Source organism: Marinigracilibium pacificum, from assembly GCF_012926615.1.
Lineage (GTDB): Bacteria > Bacteroidota > Bacteroidia > Cytophagales > Cyclobacteriaceae > Mangrovivirga > Mangrovivirga pacifica.
Genome location: NZ_JABBNU010000002.1, coordinates 236,286 through 255,804, shown reverse-complemented (window position 1 = coordinate 255,804; position 19,519 = coordinate 236,286). Strand labels below are relative to the sequence as shown.

Annotated in this window: 18 protein-coding genes; 9 read left to right on the top strand and 9 right to left on the bottom strand. The window is 34.7% G+C overall.

The annotated features are described in order from the left end of the window. Positions 1-53 precede the first annotated feature (53 nt). The gene (locus HH304_RS03630) at positions 54-776 is read left to right on the top strand and encodes a hypothetical protein (protein ID WP_169678098.1); all 723 of its coding nucleotides are present in this window, start codon (positions 54-56) and stop codon (positions 774-776) included. A 75-nt stretch (positions 777-851) separates the two neighbouring features. Here HH304_RS03630 and HH304_RS03625 read toward each other — a convergent pair whose 3' ends face one another. Further along, on the bottom strand, positions 852-2,270 hold the full coding sequence (locus HH304_RS03625) for a S41 family peptidase (protein ID WP_169678097.1): 1,419 nt from the start codon (positions 2,268-2,270) through the stop codon (positions 852-854). 122 nt (positions 2,271-2,392) lie between these two features. Between HH304_RS03625 and HH304_RS03620 the strand changes: the two genes are divergently transcribed. The 5 genes from HH304_RS03620 to HH304_RS03600 are packed head-to-tail and all read left to right on the top strand — an operon-like array spanning position 2,393 to position 6,860. Beyond that, a complete protein-coding gene (locus tag HH304_RS03620) occupies positions 2,393-3,265 on the top strand; it encodes a mechanosensitive ion channel family protein (protein WP_169678096.1) in 873 nt (290 codons plus the stop codon). Continuing rightward, complete coding sequence (locus tag HH304_RS03615; protein WP_169678095.1) at positions 3,258-4,049, top strand: 5'-nucleotidase, lipoprotein e(P4) family; 792 nt, start codon at positions 3,258-3,260, stop codon at positions 4,047-4,049. The genes HH304_RS03620 and HH304_RS03615 overlap by 8 nt, the downstream gene beginning before the upstream one ends. A gap of 50 nt (positions 4,050-4,099) precedes the next feature. Continuing rightward, positions 4,100-5,281 (top strand): tetratricopeptide repeat protein, encoded by a 1,182-nt coding sequence (locus HH304_RS03610; RefSeq protein ID WP_169678094.1) that lies wholly within the window; start codon positions 4,100-4,102, stop codon positions 5,279-5,281. A gap of 47 nt (positions 5,282-5,328) precedes the next feature. Continuing rightward, the gene (locus tag HH304_RS03605; protein ID WP_169678093.1) at positions 5,329-6,672 is read left to right on the top strand and encodes a DUF2254 domain-containing protein; all 1,344 of its coding nucleotides are present in this window, start codon (positions 5,329-5,331) and stop codon (positions 6,670-6,672) included. Beyond that, positions 6,669-6,860, top strand: coding sequence for a CPXCG motif-containing cysteine-rich protein (locus HH304_RS03600; protein ID WP_169678092.1), 192 nt, complete (start codon positions 6,669-6,671; stop codon positions 6,858-6,860). Before HH304_RS03605 ends, HH304_RS03600 begins: the two co-directional genes overlap by 4 nt. A gap of 5 nt (positions 6,861-6,865) precedes the next feature. Here the strand turns inward: HH304_RS03600 and HH304_RS03595 are convergent, their stop codons facing one another. Further along, positions 6,866-7,216 carry a HepT-like ribonuclease domain-containing protein gene (locus tag HH304_RS03595; protein WP_169678091.1) on the bottom strand — a complete coding sequence of 117 codons (351 nt, stop codon included), beginning with the start codon at positions 7,214-7,216 and terminating at the stop codon, positions 6,866-6,868. Between the two features lie 101 nt (positions 7,217-7,317). On the opposite strand from HH304_RS03595, the gene HH304_RS03590 reads away from it, so the two are divergent. The 3 genes from HH304_RS03590 (at position 7,318) to HH304_RS03580 (ending at position 10,351) form a co-directional block, all read left to right on the top strand. After that, the gene (locus HH304_RS03590) at positions 7,318-8,073 is read left to right on the top strand and encodes an MBL fold metallo-hydrolase (RefSeq protein ID WP_169678090.1); all 756 of its coding nucleotides are present in this window, start codon (positions 7,318-7,320) and stop codon (positions 8,071-8,073) included. 72 nt (positions 8,074-8,145) lie between these two features. Further along, positions 8,146-8,793, top strand: a complete 648-nt coding sequence (gene msrA, locus HH304_RS03585) for a peptide-methionine (S)-S-oxide reductase MsrA (protein WP_169678089.1) — start codon at positions 8,146-8,148, stop codon at positions 8,791-8,793. A gap of 28 nt (positions 8,794-8,821) precedes the next feature. Further along, on the top strand, positions 8,822-10,351 hold the full coding sequence (locus tag HH304_RS03580) for a bifunctional GNAT family N-acetyltransferase/carbon-nitrogen hydrolase family protein (protein WP_169678088.1): 1,530 nt from the start codon (positions 8,822-8,824) through the stop codon (positions 10,349-10,351). Between the two features lie 37 nt (positions 10,352-10,388). Here HH304_RS03580 and HH304_RS03575 read toward each other — a convergent pair whose 3' ends face one another. The 7 genes from HH304_RS03575 to HH304_RS03545 all read right to left on the bottom strand — a co-directional run bounded on the left by HH304_RS03575 (position 10,389) and on the right by HH304_RS03545 (position 19,491). Beyond that, on the bottom strand, positions 10,389-12,188 hold the full coding sequence (locus HH304_RS03575) for a cytochrome-c peroxidase (protein ID WP_169678087.1): 1,800 nt from the start codon (positions 12,186-12,188) through the stop codon (positions 10,389-10,391). Positions 12,189-12,200: 12 nt separating this feature from the next. Then, positions 12,201-13,670 (bottom strand): alkaline phosphatase PhoX, encoded by a 1,470-nt coding sequence (locus HH304_RS03570; protein ID WP_169678086.1) that lies wholly within the window; start codon positions 13,668-13,670, stop codon positions 12,201-12,203. A 158-nt stretch (positions 13,671-13,828) separates the two neighbouring features. Further along, on the bottom strand, positions 13,829-15,319 hold the full coding sequence (locus tag HH304_RS03565; RefSeq protein WP_169678085.1) for an acyl-CoA synthetase: 1,491 nt from the start codon (positions 15,317-15,319) through the stop codon (positions 13,829-13,831). 45 nt (positions 15,320-15,364) lie between these two features. Beyond that, positions 15,365-16,096: an N-formylglutamate amidohydrolase gene (locus HH304_RS03560; protein ID WP_169678084.1), complete on the bottom strand. Its 732-nt coding sequence runs from the start codon at positions 16,094-16,096 to the stop codon at positions 15,365-15,367. Beyond that, positions 16,096-17,340, bottom strand: coding sequence for a carboxylate-amine ligase (locus tag HH304_RS03555; RefSeq protein ID WP_271711483.1), 1,245 nt, complete (start codon positions 17,338-17,340; stop codon positions 16,096-16,098). The genes HH304_RS03560 and HH304_RS03555 overlap by 1 nt, the downstream gene beginning before the upstream one ends. Then, entirely contained in the window at positions 17,337-18,788 is a 1,452-nt protein-coding gene (locus HH304_RS03550) for a RimK family protein (protein WP_169678083.1), read from the bottom strand. Before HH304_RS03550 ends, HH304_RS03555 begins: the two co-directional genes overlap by 4 nt. Continuing rightward, on the bottom strand, positions 18,766-19,491 hold the full coding sequence (locus HH304_RS03545) for a cysteine peptidase family C39 domain-containing protein (protein WP_169678082.1): 726 nt from the start codon (positions 19,489-19,491) through the stop codon (positions 18,766-18,768). Before HH304_RS03545 ends, HH304_RS03550 begins: the two co-directional genes overlap by 23 nt. Positions 19,492-19,519 lie beyond the last annotated feature (28 nt).

The window sequence follows — 19,519 nt, the reverse complement described above, 5'->3', positions numbered from 1 at the left end:
TTTGAATTAAATATTAAATTAATTAAATTATTTCAAAGATTTATCCCAAATATATGATCGACCAGCTCCCTACAGGATTCAATATATCATTTATTCTCATTACAACTGCTGTTTTATTATTCTTATATAAAACTTCAAGAGGGAATAAGCTTATTTTAGCATCGTTGCTATTTGGTTTGTTCATGCAAGGATTAGCCGGTTATTCCGAATTCTATCTCGAATCTATAAGGAAAGTAACGTTTCAAATCTTGTTTTTATTTCTTCCTCCATTTGTTCCGATTTGCATTTATTTATTTACACCTCGAGGAAGAAAAATAATGAAGGGTTTTGAATTAAAATGGCTCACTTTGATGCAATCTCTAAGATTACCGATAGCTTTTATATTGGTAGGACTTTATTACTATAAACTAATTCCACAATCTATTACATTTTCAGGAAGCAATTATGATATTCTGGCCGGCATTACTGCACCCTTTGTGTATTTCTATGGATACAAAAAGAAAGCACTTAGCATCAATCTTATGATAATCTGGAATATTCTGGCTCTTTATACATTGATGCATTTATTTATCATTGTACTGTTTGCTTTGCCATCACCCTTTCAATCATTTATCTATAAACAATCAGCTAGCGGAATTCTTTATTTCCCTTATGTTTGGTTATTTGGGTTTATTACACCATCATTCATTTTTGGCCACCTGGCTGCAATTTCAGAACTATATAGCTATGGAGTTAAATGGGGGTTTCAAAATAGTCTTGAGCCGAAATTGAATTAACTACTTTATACTATAAGAAATAAAAAATCTCCTGATTTTATTCAGGAGATTTCCATAATTCAAGATTAATTATAATTATTCAATAGGTATATCAAATATCAATCTGTTTGTCCATACTTTTTCGTCAATTGAAGACTTGAATAATTCTCCTTCAAATTGTTTTGTAAAAGGAGCAATTCTAGACGGCCCAACAACAATCTGATTAACAGCAGTTGCCAATAGTGGATCATCTAAATCACCAAATTGTTCAAACCTATAAGAAAACTCATTTACTTCAACGTCAGGGGTAAATCCTTGATCGTAATCAGACTTGTTGTTTGAGTTAAATATTTTAAATACTATCGGAAGCATTCCGTAAGTACTGTTATCATCTTCAATCGGAATTGATCCAACATTCTTCCCGACAGTAGTCTCTCCAATAATAACAACATTCATATAAGGACGAAGTCCATTGATGATAAGTTCACTTGCTGATGCCGTTCTTTCACCAACTAATACATAAAGAGTTTGATTAGTTAGCTGACTACCTATATTGTTTGATACATTTAAAAATTTACCATTTAATATGTCATCTCCATTCTCCAATCCTGAGATATAATCCTGGTATAAATTGTTCCATACATTTTTATATAAAATATCTGTCGTAGTAACTCCAGGAGCAATTAAACTAGCTAAAAGCTGAGCTGATGAAATCGATCCACCACTATTATATCTTAAATCTAATACCAGATGTTGAATTCCTTCAGATTTAAATTTTCCGAAAACACCTTTCATTCCCTGATCATACTCATCGGTTGATCCCGGACCAGGGCTAAAAAAGTTATATACAAAATATCCAAGTTTTTCATTGTTGGCTAATGTGTAAACACTATCCAAAAATACCGGATTTTCAGAAATGACCTGAGTTGTTAAAGTCAAGTCTGGCTGATCAACATACTTATCCTGTTGCTCGTCAAATCTTCGATAAGAAATTGTATGTGTTTCTGCTAACTCAGGCAACAAATCCCGATAATTATTTGTTGTGATGGAAGTTCCGTTTATGGCTGAAATAGCATCTCCTCTTCTCATTCCCTCAATATCTGCAGGTGATCCTTCTTTAACATAAAGTACTAACGCAACTACATCATCGGTATCTTGTGAAGCACGTAATAATTGAAATTCGTATCCTGCTTCCTTAGATACTCCCTCTAGAGAATTGATCAACCCTTCATAATCATCAACAAGAACTGAAAATCTATCTCCACTATATTTAATTGAAGTAAAAACTGTTTCTGGCGATTTTGAAAGATCAACAGCTGAAGGGATGAAAGATTCCCAATAGTAAACTTCATCCATCGTTTCATAAACCCATTTACTAATTGGATTATCAGGCCCGGTAGATCCGCCACCGCCGCCAGGATTAGGGCCTTCATCCTTACATGACACAGAGAAGATAACTAAAGCTATCATCAATGCTTTTAAAGAGATTCTTTTTATATCAATTGAATAACTCATAATTATATTTTTTAGAAAAATAATCACATTGCAATCGTTAAAAATAAAAAAAAATGTTGATTTATACTTTTGATAATTAAAAATATTGAATTTTGTTTTATCTAATTTTTAGCAAATAAAATATGCGATCAACACCAGAAAACGAAAATAAACGAAGAGCAATATTCATAATAAAACTCGTTGTTTTCTTATCTATCTATATCCTCCTTAAAATCAATCCGAAATGGGTGAACTCTTTGAACATTCCTGACTATGTCACCCATGCAATAATTTTCATTATATCTGCTAACATTATAATCAGTTTAGGGAGAATAATACTTGTATCTACTTACAATCGCAAAAACAAGATTGTGAAAGGTTCGGTTGACAACTTTGTTTTGGGAATAAACAGAATTGCCGATTTAATTAATGTATTTGTTTTCATCGGGTTTATCCTCCTCTTAATGAATATAAACCCATTAGAATTTGTCACATCTCTAAGTATTGTTGCGGCTGCAATAGCACTTTTATCAAAAGACTATATATCAAATATGATAAATGGGATGATCATTATGTTCTCTGATGAGATTTCCTTAGGTGATTATATCCAAATAGGCAATAACAAAGGTCGGGTTCAAAATATCACATTAACTAATATCCACCTGAATAATGATGATGAAGACCTGATTTTTATTCCAAATAATGTGGTGATGAATTCAGACATTACCAATTTCAGTAAAAGAAAAATCAAGAAAATCAGCTTTGATTTTGATATTAAAAATACTGGCCTGGATATTGAATCACTTGAAAAATATTTAGCTAACAAATTGAATGAATTTCAAAAACATATTCAAAAAGACAGCTTCAACCTTAAAATAGTTAAGATAAATGAAAATTATACATCACTGAAATTTCAATTTGTGATGAATAAAATGAATAAATCTGTCGAAAAAGAAATCAGAAAAGTAACTTTGCGATCAGTTTTAAAATATTTGAATAATGAATCTAATGCTTAACAATAGATTAATTACCTTAACCATAGTGCTACTTTTTACTTTCTCATCAGGGTTTGCACAAAAAAATGCTACTTATGCTGACCAAAATTTAAACTCAACATTATGGTTTCAAAATTCAGGTGAAAACTATCTTTTATACCAGCAAATCTATGACCTGGCAAAAATCAGACTTATTAATAATCTGGCAGCATCAGAATCTGATAAACCAAAAGCTGTTGTATTAGATATTGATGAAACTGTATTAGACAATAGCCCTTATAATGCTTACTTAATAACACAAGGTGAATCGTACAAAAAAGAAACCTGGAATGAATGGGCTAGTTCCGGAACTGCAAAAGCTTTACCGGGAGCTGTAGAATTTACAAAATTTGCCAAAAGCATTGGTGTTGAGGTATTCTATATATCAAACAGAAGTGTTGTTACCCAGGATGGAACGGTTAAAAATCTTCAGGCTGAAAATTTTCCGAATGCCAATGATGACCATGTATTTCTTAAGTCAGAAACCAGCGATAAAACATCAAGAAGGAATATCGTAAAAGAAAACTTCGAGATTATTCTTTTCCTTGGTGACAACCTGCGTGATTATAGTGAGATCTTTATCAAACCTGAAATGAGTATTCATAATATGGTGGACAACCATCGGGATGAATTGATGGAAAAATTTATTGTCTTTCCTAATCCTATGTATGGCGAATGGGAGGCAGAATCATTCGGACATGACTATAATCAGACTGATAAAGAAAAAACCAAAAAGAAAAAAGACTCACTGAAAGACTGGAAGTGATTTCATATCACTAAATCTTTAGTTATATTTAAGAAAATAACTAAAGACACATGAAACATTCCATTCTATCAACACTACTTATTCTGTTATTTTTTAATTTAAATGGCCAATCATTACTAAATGAAGGCAAATTAGCCCTGGCAGATAATGATAATGAAAAGGCAGAGGCAATCTTTAAGCAGGTCTATTCAAATGATTCCAGCGACAAACAAGCTCTTTATTATTTAGGCTATACATTATACATCTCTGGTAAATTAAATGAAGCTCAATCTTTAATTGATAAAGGTCTCGTTGAAGATTCTACAAATACGAAATTGCTAAATCTGGGAATTAAGATCTCTTCAAAAAGAGACTTTTATGAAAAAGCAATGGACTATAATATCAGGTGGTGTCAGCTTGATTCAGGTAACGCCCAGGCTTATTCCTCACTTGGAAATCTGGCGGCGAAAGTAAAATTACCAGGTCTAATGATGAACGCCTGGGAAATAGCTCTCCAAAATAATCCAAAAGATCTCGATTTAAGATCCAGGCTGGCAGACTTATACCTGGAACTCAACATGCCAGAATATGCAGACTCAGTGGTATCGATAGGTTTCTTTCAAGACCCTGATAATAGAAGGCTTAAAAAGATAAAGGCTAAAGCAGCTTATGACCTAAAGCAATATGAAGTAGTAATAGATGTTACAAACGAATTTATAAATGAAGAAATCTTAAACTTAAATATGCTTCAACTAAATTCATTTTCACTCTACAATATAGGCAAATATGAAGAAGCATTACCACTGATTGAATCCCTGATAGAAAATTCAAAACCAATACCAGCACTCTTTTACCTTAAAGGAGTTTGCCTCAAAGAAACAGGGCAAAATGCCGAAGCTATTAAAGCCTTTGAGCAAACCATTAAGCATTCTTACAATGATAAAATTGGCTCATATTATGCAACATTAGGTAAAACATATGAGGAAAATGGCGAAATGAATAAAGCAATCGCATCGTACAAAAGGGCTACTGAGTTTGATACTGAAGATATAATTATCTACCAGCTAGCAAGAACATGTGATGTTTACTATAAAGACAAAACTCCCGCATTGAATTACTATTCGATGTATGCCGAAAGATTTGATACACTTGAAAACAGAGCTTATCATGAATTTGCCTTACAAAGAATAAGTGAAATCAAAGAAAACAGGTTTATGGAGGCAAAAGAAATTTCGCCAAATATAATTGATTAACAATATTTGATTATTTTACTAATACCACAACACCATTAAAAAGTAAAATGATCGATCAGACTCAGGTCGTAAAATTCTTAAGAAAAGCTAAAACAAAGATAATCACAGGAATTTCATTTGTCCCTGCATTGATTGTCTTTGGCTTTTTTATACTGGCAATTTTGGTTTTTGAATCCAGAAATACAGCTGTTGAGAAGTTTATTGTTGATTTATTTCCCATTTTAAGTATTTCTGACGCTTCAACTGCCCGAGCTATCTATACCACAGCTGCAGGAGGAATTATTTCGCTGACGGTATTTAGCTTTTCAATGGTAATGATTGTTCTAAACCAGGCGGCCTCAAACCTCTCTAACCGGCTACTTAGTGGTATTTTAAGTGAGAAATATCATCAAATTACTCTTGGGGTTTACATCGGCACAATTGTTTATTGCTTCTTGATGCTCTACCAGGTTAGAACCGATGAAAGTAATGCAAGCGACTTATCTACTTTGGGCGTATTCCTTTGCATAATCATGGTAATGGCAGACATCTTTCTGTTTATATATTTCCTTAATTATGTAACCAGATCCGTTAATTATGGGCATGTCATTCAAAAAATCCATTCCCAAACCAAGGATAGGCTACAAAACTCTCTTCAAGATCAAATAGATCGTGATGAATACCAGGAAGAATGGGTTGTATCCAACCTTAACAATTGGTATTCTGTAAACTCAAATGAAAGCGGCTATTATCAGGGCATCCAGAAATCGACCATGAGCAAAATTGCTGCCGAAAACGAAGTTAAAATTTATATCCCCTATAATAGAGGTGACTATGTAGTAAGTGGAACCCAGCTCTTTTTCTTAAGTATACCCCCTGATAAAATCAATAAAGATGTTATTGATGAACTTTTTAACTGCTTTGATTTCTACACAGACCAAATAATACATACACACTATCAATATGGCTTTACCAGACTAACTGAAATAGCTGTTAAAGCACTATCGCCAGGAATAAATGATCCCGCGACAGCTCTTTCCTGTATACACTCATTAGCTGATTTGCATTCTGTATGCCTTTATAAAATGGACAAACCAGTAATTTATACTGAAGAAGGCGAACCGGTTATCTTCATGGAACCACTAAAATTTGAACATATTTTCAGATCTTCCTTTGATCCGATTATTAATTATGGGAAAACCGATTTTCAGATTCTATACAATTGCATGACTACCATTGAGAAGCTTATTTTCCTGGATAAAAAAAGACATTACTATGACTCTATTTTCAATGAATATATCGATCATCTATTGTCTACGGGTGAAAAGCATCTTGAAAATCAGTATGAAGTTAAACGACTTACCAACCTGGCAAGGTCTTTACGTGAAAGAATAAAATCAACCCGGCAATGACAGGAGAAACAGAGCATAGTTTTAATTGTCCTTATTGCGGAGAGGAAATATCAATGATCCTTGATCTGTCAATAAATGAACAACAATATATTGAAGATTGCGAAGTTTGTTGCAATCCGATTGAAATCCATTATAAATTTTCAAATGGAATCATTGAATTTTTCGAAGCAAGAGGAATAGATCAATAAAATGATCAATTCCATGTGTTTTTGAATAAATCAGAATTCTTTAATTGATCAGCTATTTCTTGCAGGTCACCGGTGATTAAGTTAAATACCATCTGATGGTCAATTTCTGCCTCCTGGTTATATCTTGCATTTCTAAATGCCATAAGCGTATCAACCGGTAATTTTCTTGCCTCTTCACTATTATTATAAAGCTCTGATGAAGCTTGACCTATCTCTTGTAAATATTCGTACACAGCTTCCTTAGCCTGTTCATTTCTAACAAATGATTGATAATCAGTTTTACCAACTGTAGAATTTATCATTGCTATGTTATCAATAATGCGGCTGATATGTTGAGTTATTTCTTCTTTTGTCATACTATATATACCGAATAAATCAGGCCTTTGTTTAACTATTTCACCAATAATTATATATTGTTATAATAAAAACACTTTTAATAAACCTGGGTTTTAATGATATGAAAAGCACAACATTTATTTTAGCAATACTATTAACTTCAACACTTCTATTTGGACAAAATAGCACTCAGGAATCTATCAAAACTGCAGATGGAGACGTTGAGTTTTTCCCTATCCTGCATGCCACAATGGTTCTGAAATGGAATAGTTTAACAATTTATGTTGACCCTTATGGTGGAAAAGAAAAATTCGAAACTTTTCCGAATCCTGATATCATCTTAATCACAGACATACATGGAGATCATTATAATGAAGAAACAATTAAGTCACTCAACACAACAAATTCTATTTTTATAGTTCCGGAAGCGGTAAACAAAAAAATGACTGACATATCTTCAAAAGAAACTATAATTATAAATAATGGTGAGGAAAAATCAGTTATGGGGATAAAAGTAGCCGCTATCCCGATGTATAATCTTCCTGAGACATCTGATTCAAGACATCCAAAAGGAAGAGGAAATGGTTACATTCTGACGATTGGGGGTAAGAGAATTTATATAAGTGGAGACACAGAAGATATTCCTGAGATGAGAACATTAACAAACATTGATGTAGCTTTTGTATGTATGAATCTTCCATATACCATGACCGTTGATCAGGCAGCCAGCGCAGTAATTGAATTCAAACCTAAGAAAGTTTATCCTTTCCATTACCGTGGCCAGGGTGGATTTGCTGATGTAGACAAGTTTAAAATGTTAGTTGAAAATGGAACAAATGAAGTTACCGTAAAACTACTGAATTGGTATCCTGAATGACATTTAACAATGATTAACCATAGATGAGGAACCAGTGTTGGGGCAATCCGTTTTCATAAGAAAATCAAAACCATGAAGAATCTTATTTTATTAGTTATATCAACATTGATATTTTCATGTAATTCTGAAGCACAGAACCATGAATCCGGAAAGAAGTACGATCTATCAAAAATTGAAGACCAGAAGTTAGATACTGCTACATTTGCCGGCGGGTGCTTTTGGTGTATTGAAGCCAGTTTTGAACAAATAAAAGGTGTCTATGAAGCGGTCAGCGGTTATTCAGGAGGGCAATCAAAAAACCCTACATACCGAGAGGTAAGTTACGGTAAAACAGATCATGCCGAGACTGTTGAAATTTATTTTGATCCCACTCAGATAAGTTATGAAACATTACTGGACATATTCTTCACAGCACATGACCCGACCCAGCTAAATAGACAGGGACCTGATGTAGGCAAGCAATACCGTTCGGCTATATTTTACCATAACAAAAATCAAAAACAACTGGCTGAGAAAGCTATAAAAGAGATTGACAAATCAGGAACCTATGGCAGCAAACCGGTAGTTACACAGTTAAATCCATACGATAAGTTCTGGAAAGCAGAGGATTACCATCAGGATTATGAAATGCATCATCCAAATGATCCATATATTAAAAATGTATCCCGACCAAAAATTGACAAGGTCCGCAAAAAGTTTGCTAACTTACTTAAATACTAAAATCCTTAGTTTTTAAAACATCTATTTTATGAGTGAAGTATCAAGTGTTGAACTTAGAACCCTTCAAATTGATGACTATCGTGGATTTCGAAAATCAATGGTCGAATCTTATAAGGAATGGGAGGAAGATTATTGGGAAGAACACCATATAGAAAAACTACTGGATATATTCCCTGAAGGTCAGATTTGTGTTTTAGCCGACGGAAAAATAGCAGGATGTGCCTTGTCTTTAATAATCAATTATGATGATCTTGATGATGATCATACTTATGATGAAGTAATTGCGAATTACAGTTTTGAGACACATGCTCCAGATGGAAACGTGCTATACGGTATTGATGTATTTATTCATCCTGAATACAGAGGACTAAGATTGGGAAGACGTCTCTACGATGCTCGTAAAGATTTATGTGAGCGCTTAAACTTAAAATCTATTATAGCAGGTGGTCGAATACCCAATTACAATAAGTATGCTGACGAGATGACTCCAAAACAGTATATCGAAAATGTAAGGCATAAAGAAATATTTGACCCGGTTCTCAGCTTTCAGTTGGCCAATGACTTTCATGTAAAAAAAGTACTCAAAAACTATTTGACCGGAGATACTGAGTCACTTGAATATGCCACACTACTAGAATGGAATAATATTTATTATACTAAGGAGGAAAAAGATATCACTCAACCAAAATCTGAGGTTAGACTCGGGTTGATACAATGGCAAATGAGGCTTTTCAATGACTTTGAATCACTTTGTGAGCAGATGGAGTTTTTTGTGGATACTCTGGGAAGTTATAATTGTGACTTCGCCTTATTCCCTGAATTATTCAATGCCCCATTAATGGCATTCAGCAATGAAATGAAAGAATCCGAGGCCATTAGAGCTCTTGCCGGTTTTACTATTCCATTAAAAGACAAATTACTTGAATACGCCATATCCTATAATGTAAATATCATCACCGGTTCAATGCCTTTAATAAAAGAAGACGGGCATTTGTATAATGTTGGGTACCTATGTAGAAGAAATGGAACCTTTGAGCAATACGAAAAGATTCATATTACTCCAAATGAACAGTATTACTGGGGAATGGTCGGTGGAAATGAAGTAAAAGTTTTTGATACTGACGCTGGAAAAATTGGAGTATTGATCTGTTACGACGTTGAATTTCCGGAATTACCAAGACTTATGGCCGATGAAGGGTTGCAGATCCTATTTGTACCCTATTTAACCGACACACAAAATGGTTATACGAGAGTGGCAAGCTGTGCACGTGCCAGAGCTATAGAGAATGAATGCTATGTAGCAATTGCAGGAGGGGTTGGTAACCTTCCAAAAGTTCAAAATATGGACATCCAATATGGGCAAGCATCAGTATTTACACCAAGTGACTTTGCTTTTCCTAATAATGGAGTAAAAGCTGAAGCTACCCCTAATACAGAAATGACCCTGATAGCAGATGTTGATCTGGATCTTTTAAAGAGACTTCACAATTATGGATCTGTCAAGAATCTAAAAGATAGAAGAAAAGATCTTTACACTTTGAAATGGAATAAAAAATAAGGCCGATATCCGGCCTTATCAGTAATCAACCTTCAGGTTATTCAGATTCCTCATATCGGCTGTCGGTAAGAGTGTGAAGAAAAAGTATCAAATTGTCCTTTTCTTCATCAGTAAGGTTTAATGGGTCTCCGGGAAGCGTCTGATTATCAAGGTTGATACCTATCCCAACACCACCGCCACGGTCATAAAAATCCACAACTTCCTCCAATGTTGAAAAAACCCCGTTGTGCATGTATGGTGCTGTGTGTGTTACATTTCTTATTGTAGGTGTTTTGAAAAAATGCTTTCGTTCATCTGTCTTAAACAATTCGTATCTACCTGGATCAGGGTCTATTTCAGCCTTGTCAAAATCATTTGTTTTAGGAACTCCAAGCATTTCCATTTCAGATTCTGTGAAATCTGGAGGTACGGTTCCATTAAACAAGGGTGCAAAATGACATGTTGCACATTTTGCTTTTCCCATGAATAGGTTAAACCCATTTATTTCCTCTTCTGACAATTGATCATCTCCATTAATTGATCTGTCAAATTTAGAATCAAATGGAGCCAAATCCCTGATAAAACTTGATATCGAATGTCTCAGGGTATATTCAGTTAACCCATTGGAGTAAATGGTATCAAATGCATTTTTATAATCCTCAATCTTTCCGACTTTTTCTATAATCGTTCTCAAATCTGTATGAAATTCATTCCTGTTTTTTACAACAGAAACAATTTGCCCTTCAAGACTTCCACTTCGGTTATCATAAAAAAATCCTTGTTGAAGATGAGCATAATTTAATGTTGGTGTATTTCTATTTTGTCCTTGGAATGTCTTTTTACCATCTGTAAACGCCTTTTCTGCTTTATGACAAGTGGCACAACTCATCTGATTATTCTCAGATAGCCTTTTGTCAGAAAACAAAGCCTGACCTAATAAAACCTGAGCTTCATTGGATTCTTTATTCCTTCTTTCAGCAAAAAAATCATCATTAAAAGTTTCAGCAGAAAATAATGTAGTCATTTCATTATTGAAAGCCAGTTCAAATGGAAATTCAACATCTAATTGATTAACCGATTCATTCCAAAGAGCTAATTGGTTATGAGTGACTCCCTTGATGAATTCATACCTGTTAAAATTCTCAAAATCCCCCTCCAAAGACAACATAGCATTTTGGATAGATTTGTTCCATTTTTTAGATAATTCCGGATGTTCAACTAATAACCCTGAAGCTTTTATATAATCTCCAACTCGCTGATAAGCCACCCTGCTTTCCATCAATGAATTTTCAAGAACCGGAGAGTCAAAACCTGTAATACCTGTTAAAGCAATTCTTATTAGTTCCTTCCTGATCATCCAAAAGATATGGTAATCTTTATAATTTGTTAATGAGGTAGTGTTTTCAACAAGTTTTAACCTCCCAATGATAGCTTTAGCTATAGCATTTACCTGTGCTGTATCAGGATCATCTAAAAATAAATTCTCTTCTAAAACCTGAAATCCTGAGGGTTTAAAAATTTTAATATCAGTCTGATCTTCCTCCTCAATTTTTAGAATATTGGGTTGATTCAGATATTTGTAATTTTCAATATCTACAAAGCCAAGAACAGGTTCTAATTTTTTAAATCTTAGCCGGGCATCTAAATAATGTCTTTGCTTTTGTTCTGAGTCTGGCGAATTAATAATTGATTCTAAATCATTTACACAAAATGAAAGATCACTACGATATAATGAATCCATCTTTGAAAATGGCTTTTCATCAGCAAGAGAAGCTTTTTCATTAATACAAGAAAAAGCAAAGAGGCTTATTAATAAACAAGCCTCAATGATTGCATATAGTTTAACTGATAAATTCATTATCGAATCAGATTATCTACCTAATCCATTAATAATATAAAGCATACTTCCTTCTTTTGTACTCTCACCAATGTTAGTCATAGCTTTTGGATCAGTAAAAGGTGTACCATCTTCTTTCTCCCAGCCATGGTTTTGAGTTATAACAAGGAATGTTTCATCAACACCAATGATATCAGATATATCAATCATCCCTGTGATTTCCCAGATACTGGTAGCACTACCATAACCTTGAGCAGCTGCAGCTACCTGATCGCATTCAAGAACAGTTTTTAACTCACCAGTATTAAGGTTATATTGATACAGTCTGGCATAATGAGTCTTAGCCGGAGTATCAGGATATCCATTAGGATCTTCTTGAATGTATGCAAAATTTTCTGTTACAACGATGTTATCCGGGCTATGGAAAGAAGCTGCTTTTCCATCAAGAATATCTCCATCAAGAACGCAAGTGATTTTAGCTGCTCCTGTAGGATCCGTATCATTCAACTCAACCTTATATATTCTTCCGTAGAAAGTACCTTTTCCTGCAAGTCCATCCTTCTTACGTCCGGTTACTGCAAAATAAACCTCTCTATTGTTATCTGCGCTACCTCTTCTCCAGTCGATATCCTCAAGTCTTGAGAATCCCATAACTCCTTTTTCTTTAGCTTCAGCATCAAGAAGGTCGATATTTTTTTCTGTTAGCTCAACAAATTCAGCATCATAGCTAACTCCTTCTTCCATGTCCATTTCATAAACAACACCTTCAGTAGTTACTTTCAAACCATAAAGTTTACCTCCACTTAGGTCACCACGGTCTCCTACATACATTCCTAACTGACCTGATGGCACTTCATTATCAGAATGGTCATCACCAATAAATACTACAGTTTTGTCAGTATAGGCATCTTTACCTATTGCCACGGCATTTTCTGTTGACCACTGCCCCATTGCTGTAAGCATTTCAGGAACTCCGGCATCATCAGCACTTTTAAACGGATCTGTAACAAAAACTCCTTTTGAAGATCCACCCCACTCGCCTCCTGAAAGGTATAATGGACCGAAACCATGCTCTTCAGGTGAAATTAGAGAACCTGAACACTGAGCAGTGAAAGCTGATGCGGCAGCATTAAGGATATACTCACCGCTAACAGGCTTAAATGTCTTGTCAAACTTGATTCTTGCAATTGAATAGTCTGCTTCAATATTATTGATAAGGGTAAAAGTACCGTCATCATTTTTAATTAACCCTGCACCGTCAGCCATTGATCCATAGACGAAATCAGGTGAGCCGGATAATTGATCTTCAGAAGTTAAAATCGGATAAATATCAACATCAGAAAATTGTGATGTTAATGATAAAAAATTTGGCGTAATCGAGTGAGCCTTTAACTCAACTGCAGGATCAACAACTGGTAGCTGCTGACCTCCTCCATCTTTGTCATCACAAGCAGAAAACAATACTGCTATAACTGCCGGTAGTAAAAATTTCTTGAATTGCATCTTAATTTCAGTTTTTAGATAGTAGTAAAATCTGATGCAAACTTATCGCCTTACTATAACCTGATAATTAAACTGAGATTAAATGAACTTGAAGATTTAAGATGCTTAAACTGAAAAATCCGGTGGTTCAGTTAAAATTAATTGACCGGAAATTAACTTTAGCTTAATGCATCTATTAAAACCCTCTTTACTTCAGGCTTTACCACTTTACCCATTGCATTTTGAGGTAAATTCTCCATCCTCACCCATACAGTAGGAACTTTTTGTCTTGCAAGGTGTAACTCTGCATAATCTTTTAACGAGGAAAGGTATTCGTCAGTATTGTATTTTTCATGAAATACTACTGCGGCAGCGGCTGTTTCTCCTAATTCCCGATGTGGAATACCTACTACAGCCAAATCACTGACAAATTCATGGTTTCTTAGAACATCTTCGATTTCTCTTGCAGAAACCTTATACCCTCCTATTTTAATAATATCTACAGAATATCTTCCAAGAATTTTATATACCCCTTCATTATTTACCTCAACTCTATCTCCTGTTTTAAACCACCCATCATCTGTGAATGACTTTTCTGTTTCCTCTGGTTTATTCCAGTATTCTTTAAATAATTGATTTCCTCTAACCTGAAGCTCACCTATATTATTTTCATTATCTTCAGGATTAATGCGTACCTCAAGTCCGGGAAGGGGTTTACCAACCATACCTTCAAAACGCTCTTGAGTATAGCTATTACTTAAAACCATTCCAGTTTCTGACATACCATATCTTTCTAGCAAGAAATGCCCTGAGATTTCCATCCACTCATTAAGTACAGAAAGAGGTAACGCAGCAGATCCACTTACCATTAACCTCATTGACTTGCATGCATTGGAAAATGCTTCCTTATCATCCTCAGCTCTTGAATCATATTCATCAATAAGTTTTCTGTAGATTGTTGGAACCGCCATAAAAAGTGTGCAGTCTGATTGAACAATTTTATCAAACATTCTCTTTTTATCGAACTTCATAAATTCTACTTGAGCTCCAATGGTAAGTGCACAAAGAGTAATATTAACAATCCCGTGAACATGATGCATCGGGAGCGGGTTTATAATTTTATCTTCCTTAGACCATCCCCAGGCATCAATCAAAGTATCAATCTGGCTTTTTAGTGAAAAGCACGTGTGCACTACTCCTTTTGGCTTACCTGTTGTACCACTTGTATAGATCATTAAAGCATTTTGGCTTTCGGAAACCTGCGGAAAATCTACTACTTTTAATTTATCATCAATTACAATTCTGTCAATAAACCCAAGTGCCATAGTTGGTGCACTCTCTGCTATCTGAGGATCCAGATCTTTGGTGGTAGTTAATAAAACGTATGCCCCGCTATCCTTAATATAATGCTCTAGCTCGGAAATTGGGTAATTCACAGGCATAGGAACAAACATCCCACCTGCAAGCCATGTACCAAGCATTGAAATCACATATTCTGATGAAGGTCGAATAAAACTTAGGACCGGTGCTCCGTTAAGGTCACCATATTCTGTCAGGAGGAAGGCAGCTACTTTCGAAGACAGTAATTTTAAGTCTTCATAAGTTAAAGGGTTATCACCTGAAAGAGCTACGTCCTCATTTTTTAGTATATCATCAATTAGTAAAGACATGATCTAATTTTATTTCCCTTCAAATTAAATCATTATAAACCGGAATTAAGAATATTTTGTAATCGCATTGGAATCAAGATTAAGATCTTCAATCCCCTTTAATGCCGCAATAATTGAACTACTTAATGATGTGATTTCACCATTATAAAAATGTCTGTTATTGATTTCTATTTCTATGCCAAGATAATTCTCAGGTGGAAAATGACTTCTGAAATATGTTGTCAAGCCATCATCAGTACCTTTATATGGAGCATTATATTTGATTTTTAGTGAATCGTCATATTTCAAAATGCTCTTTCTTAAAAAATAGCATGCTTTATTCTCTAAAATACGTGTTTCGTCATATAAGAGACCAATATCAAAATCTCTCACCTCATTATTAAGAATTGTATTAAAAGTGTGAATACCCAAATGAATAATAATAGAATTGTCATCAATCAATCTGGACATATATTCTTCTACACGCCTTCGGTAGGGGAAATAATAGTCAGATAAAATTTCCTGCTTTACTTGTTTGCTAAATTCATGCGAATACTCACTAAACAGCTCCGGGTTTCCTACACTTCTATTGAGATCGACTAATAATCGACTGTAAATCGAAAAAATCATAGGATATTGAGTTGCCTTTTCGATTTCAGATGCGATCATATAAGCTCCGGGATCCCACCCTCTGTGTCCGGAGAGAATTTCAGTCGGAATTTCCAGTTTGTTTTTGAATGGCTCTGGTATTTCATACCCACCGTGTTCACATGTTAAAATAACTTTAATGCCAGACATCAGACAAACATTTTGTTTTTACTTAAACATTCTGCCAATTCAGTATATACTTTTTTCAATTCTTCTTCTGTTGGATAATGACCAGTTTTCTTTACAATTCGCTCAGAAAGGCTACCCTTACTGATCAAAACGTCAATATAAGGAATCCAAGGTGAAATCAACCCTGAATAGTCTTCTTTTATATCATGATAAATATGATTGAGTAATTCTCCGACTGTAGAATCTTCTACTCCTCTTAAACCAAAAAAACTTAAAAAATCTGAATCATTTATAACCGCAGCCCTACCAAAACTTACTGTTTGCTTTAATATCCTGTAAAGATCAGCCGTACTCTTTTTCTGAATCTTTTCAAGTCCTGTATACCGCTCTTCGGCAATCATTTTTACCATTCCAATTATCATAGCCAGGATCGCAAGGTCAGCTGCAGGACATTCCTGAATATCAATAAGCCTGATTTCAATACTACCGCGGTCAAACCTGGCGATAGCTCCTCTGGAATTAACCCAAACAGGATCTAATAAGTTATCCTCATTATAAGGAGCTATTTTGGTTTTAATCTTTTCAAAAATCTTTTTATTATATGATTCCTCGCTATAAACTCTTTCAGGAATAACCTTTCCCGCTATTGCCGGTATCTTTTTTTGATTGGCCATGTAGTAGATAAGCCGCTTATCTAAAACGCCTGAAAACTCTTTATCAATAAAAGGTGACGAAGCTGCCAATGCAGGCAATAATGGTAGAATAACCCTGATAGCAGCGTGCAATCGGGCAAACTCAAAATCATCATAAAATGGAAGGTTAAGGTGTGTGGACTGAAGGTTTGTCCAGCCATGACCGGAACAATTGAATACCTGATCGTACCTTTTATAGATTTCTCCTGAATCATAAGGCCACAATACCTTCTCGGATAATGGGTTCATCCATGGGTGAGCTGCTGTAGGCATAAGCATAGCATTATACTCCTCCAGTCGCTTGTTTATTTCATTAATGTTGTTTAAAAACTCATTACGAACCTCTACCAGATCATCTTCAGGCCTTGTAGTCTTAAGCTCTACCACATGCATGACAAGCTCATTCGACCAGCTAATTATTCCATTATTTTTTTCGCCAATTACCTCACCATTTTTCTTTTTAAACAGTTTATCAGCTATTGGCTTTACATTTAATGTATCACGGTCGACGATCATATATTCCAGTTCTATTCCAAACCCCTGAAATAATCGCAATCGATTTTTCTTTATCATTTTATTGATTTAATTCTGGAAGTAAATTCCTGAATAATACTTTTATAAATTAAATTTTTTGACACCTTGTCCTCTACCCCGGCTTCAATACTTGGGTTATCATTAATTTCAATGACATAATAATTGCCCTCACTTTGCTTAATATCAATTCCATAAAGGCCATTACCAATTAATTTACTCGCTTTTACAGCAACGTTGATAAGTTTTTTTGGAGCTTCTTCTACAAGTATGGTTTCACTTTTACCAGATTGCCCTTTTTTCTTATCCCAGTTGTAGATCTGCCAATGATTTCGGGCCATATAATATTTGCATACATATAAAGGCACGCCATTTAATACCCCAATACGCCAATCAAACTCTGTCGGCATAAACTCCTGGATAATCACTAAATCAGACTTTTGAAACATTGACTTTAAAGCCTGCTTTAACTCTTCGTGATTTTTAACTTTAACTACACCTTTTGAAAAAGCACCATCTGGTTGTTTGATTACAGCCGGATATTCAAATGGAAGTTTAAATGATTTCAATTGAGAACGATGAACAACTACCGCTTTTGGTACAGAAACTCCATTGCTATTTAATAACTCATGAAGAAACACCTTATTGGTACATCTAAGAATACTTTGAGAATCATCAAGAACTACGATCCCTTCACTTTCGGCTTTCTTTGCAAACCTGTATGTATGGTGATTGACATTAGTGGTTTCCCTGATAAAAAGCGCATCAAAACTAAGCAATTTAGCATAATCGTTTCGTGTGATAAATTCAACAGAATATCCTGCCTTATCTGCTTCCTTAACAAATTTACTTAAAGCTTTTGCATTACTCGGAGGTGTCGGGTCATCCTGGCTTACTAGGATTGCCAAAGAATACTTCTTTCGCTCATAATTGAGTGTCAGTTTTTTGCCTTTTATATATGAAGTGAGACAATTCCTGAAGTCATTAAACTCTTCCTTCGAAAGGTCTTTTAATGAAAGAGGTCTAATTGATTGAGGATACCATTTACCTGACTTTCGGATAAAGGATGCCTTTAAAAGCGGAAGCTGGGCAATATTTAAAAGTGTTAAAGCTAACCTTAACAATTTGGGATCATTGCATGAACCAAAGTATACATTAAACTCAAATTTATCTTCTGAAATTTCTCCTAAAGACTTTTGAATAAGATCCTCCCAGTCACTTAGATCTGTTTTGATCAATGATGCAGCTTTAATATCCTGCATTGCAGTAACAGTAGGAAGTACTTTATGCTTTCGAGCTTCAGCCAGAAGAGAAACATAATAACCTGTACTTTGATAGCTATAGTTATCACACAGGTTTATGATTTTAAGTTTTTTCTGATGAAAGAATTCGTCTTCAATATATTGTTTAGCAGTGATGGTTTCAGTTTCAGGAATTTCTGAAAATTCTGCTATTCTACCGGTTTTTTCAACCACGATATATATTAACATCAACCTTATCTTTAGGGATTAATACAAGAATATTAGCGTCATAAGTAATTACTCCAAGAAGTATAGAGTTTATCAAGTGGCCTAAGCCAACCTTGTAAATGCTTTTGCCTGCCAGAGGATTTTTATATAAAGGATCTGCAACAACGATCTTGTTTTCCACCGAATCAATACCGGATATCACAACGAAATGACCTGAAGGAAAGCCGGCAACATCATCATATTGGTTGGTTTCAGGAGTTTCTCGCATCGAATCATATAAAAAAGTTGCACTCAGCCCTGTTAATAAAGGGATTTCCTGTGCCAGATAATGAGTAAATAGCTCTGGAGATAGCTGGGTATAAATTATTTCACCTCCATTTTGAAGAAATTTAATATAATACTCAGATGCAGATCTGATTCGCTCATCATTTTTAACCAATAGCTGAGCTCTTAACTTTTCTATAAGATCAACCTTTTCGGAAGCAAACCATGAAGGATCAAATACATTTAAATTATATGTATACAGATAAACATTAAAATCATTTTTCAAGGCATGATTTCCCAGCATAACACCAAGTGTACCACCTCCATCTAGCATCGGTATTTCATCGATTATTGTATCCAGACTAAAAGGTTTGGAATAATAATTATAAACTGCATGAAGGGCTGTTGGACCACAGGTTATATCATTTGGTTGAGCCTTAATATCAATGTCAATTTTCATTCTTTATTGTCATTTTCACATTAGACAA

Coding starts and splice junctions, on each gene's coding strand:
- HH304_RS03630 (WP_169678098.1), top strand. CDS start 54: ATGATCGACCAGCTCCCTACAGGATTCAATATATCATTTATTCTCATT.
- HH304_RS03625 (WP_169678097.1), bottom strand. CDS start 2,270: ATGAGTTATTCAATTGATATAAAAAGAATCTCTTTAAAAGCATTGATG.
- HH304_RS03620 (WP_169678096.1), top strand. CDS start 2,393: ATGCGATCAACACCAGAAAACGAAAATAAACGAAGAGCAATATTCATA.
- HH304_RS03615 (WP_169678095.1), top strand. CDS start 3,258: ATGCTTAACAATAGATTAATTACCTTAACCATAGTGCTACTTTTTACT.
- HH304_RS03610 (WP_169678094.1), top strand. CDS start 4,100: ATGAAACATTCCATTCTATCAACACTACTTATTCTGTTATTTTTTAAT.
- HH304_RS03605 (WP_169678093.1), top strand. CDS start 5,329: ATGATCGATCAGACTCAGGTCGTAAAATTCTTAAGAAAAGCTAAAACA.
- HH304_RS03600 (WP_169678092.1), top strand. CDS start 6,669: ATGACAGGAGAAACAGAGCATAGTTTTAATTGTCCTTATTGCGGAGAG.
- HH304_RS03595 (WP_169678091.1), bottom strand. CDS start 7,216: ATGACAAAAGAAGAAATAACTCAACATATCAGCCGCATTATTGATAAC.
- HH304_RS03590 (WP_169678090.1), top strand. CDS start 7,318: ATGAAAAGCACAACATTTATTTTAGCAATACTATTAACTTCAACACTT.
- msrA (WP_169678089.1), top strand. CDS start 8,146: ATGAAGAATCTTATTTTATTAGTTATATCAACATTGATATTTTCATGT.
- HH304_RS03580 (WP_169678088.1), top strand. CDS start 8,822: ATGAGTGAAGTATCAAGTGTTGAACTTAGAACCCTTCAAATTGATGAC.
- HH304_RS03575 (WP_169678087.1), bottom strand. CDS start 12,188: ATGAATTTATCAGTTAAACTATATGCAATCATTGAGGCTTGTTTATTA.
- HH304_RS03570 (WP_169678086.1), bottom strand. CDS start 13,670: ATGCAATTCAAGAAATTTTTACTACCGGCAGTTATAGCAGTATTGTTT.
- HH304_RS03565 (WP_169678085.1), bottom strand. CDS start 15,319: ATGTCTTTACTAATTGATGATATACTAAAAAATGAGGACGTAGCTCTT.
- HH304_RS03560 (WP_169678084.1), bottom strand. CDS start 16,096: ATGTCTGGCATTAAAGTTATTTTAACATGTGAACACGGTGGGTATGAA.
- HH304_RS03555 (WP_271711483.1), bottom strand. CDS start 17,340: ATGATAAAGAAAAATCGATTGCGATTATTTCAGGGGTTTGGAATAGAA.
- HH304_RS03550 (WP_169678083.1), bottom strand. CDS start 18,788: ATGTTAATATATATCGTGGTTGAAAAAACCGGTAGAATAGCAGAATTT.
- HH304_RS03545 (WP_169678082.1), bottom strand. CDS start 19,491: ATGAAAATTGACATTGATATTAAGGCTCAACCAAATGATATAACCTGT.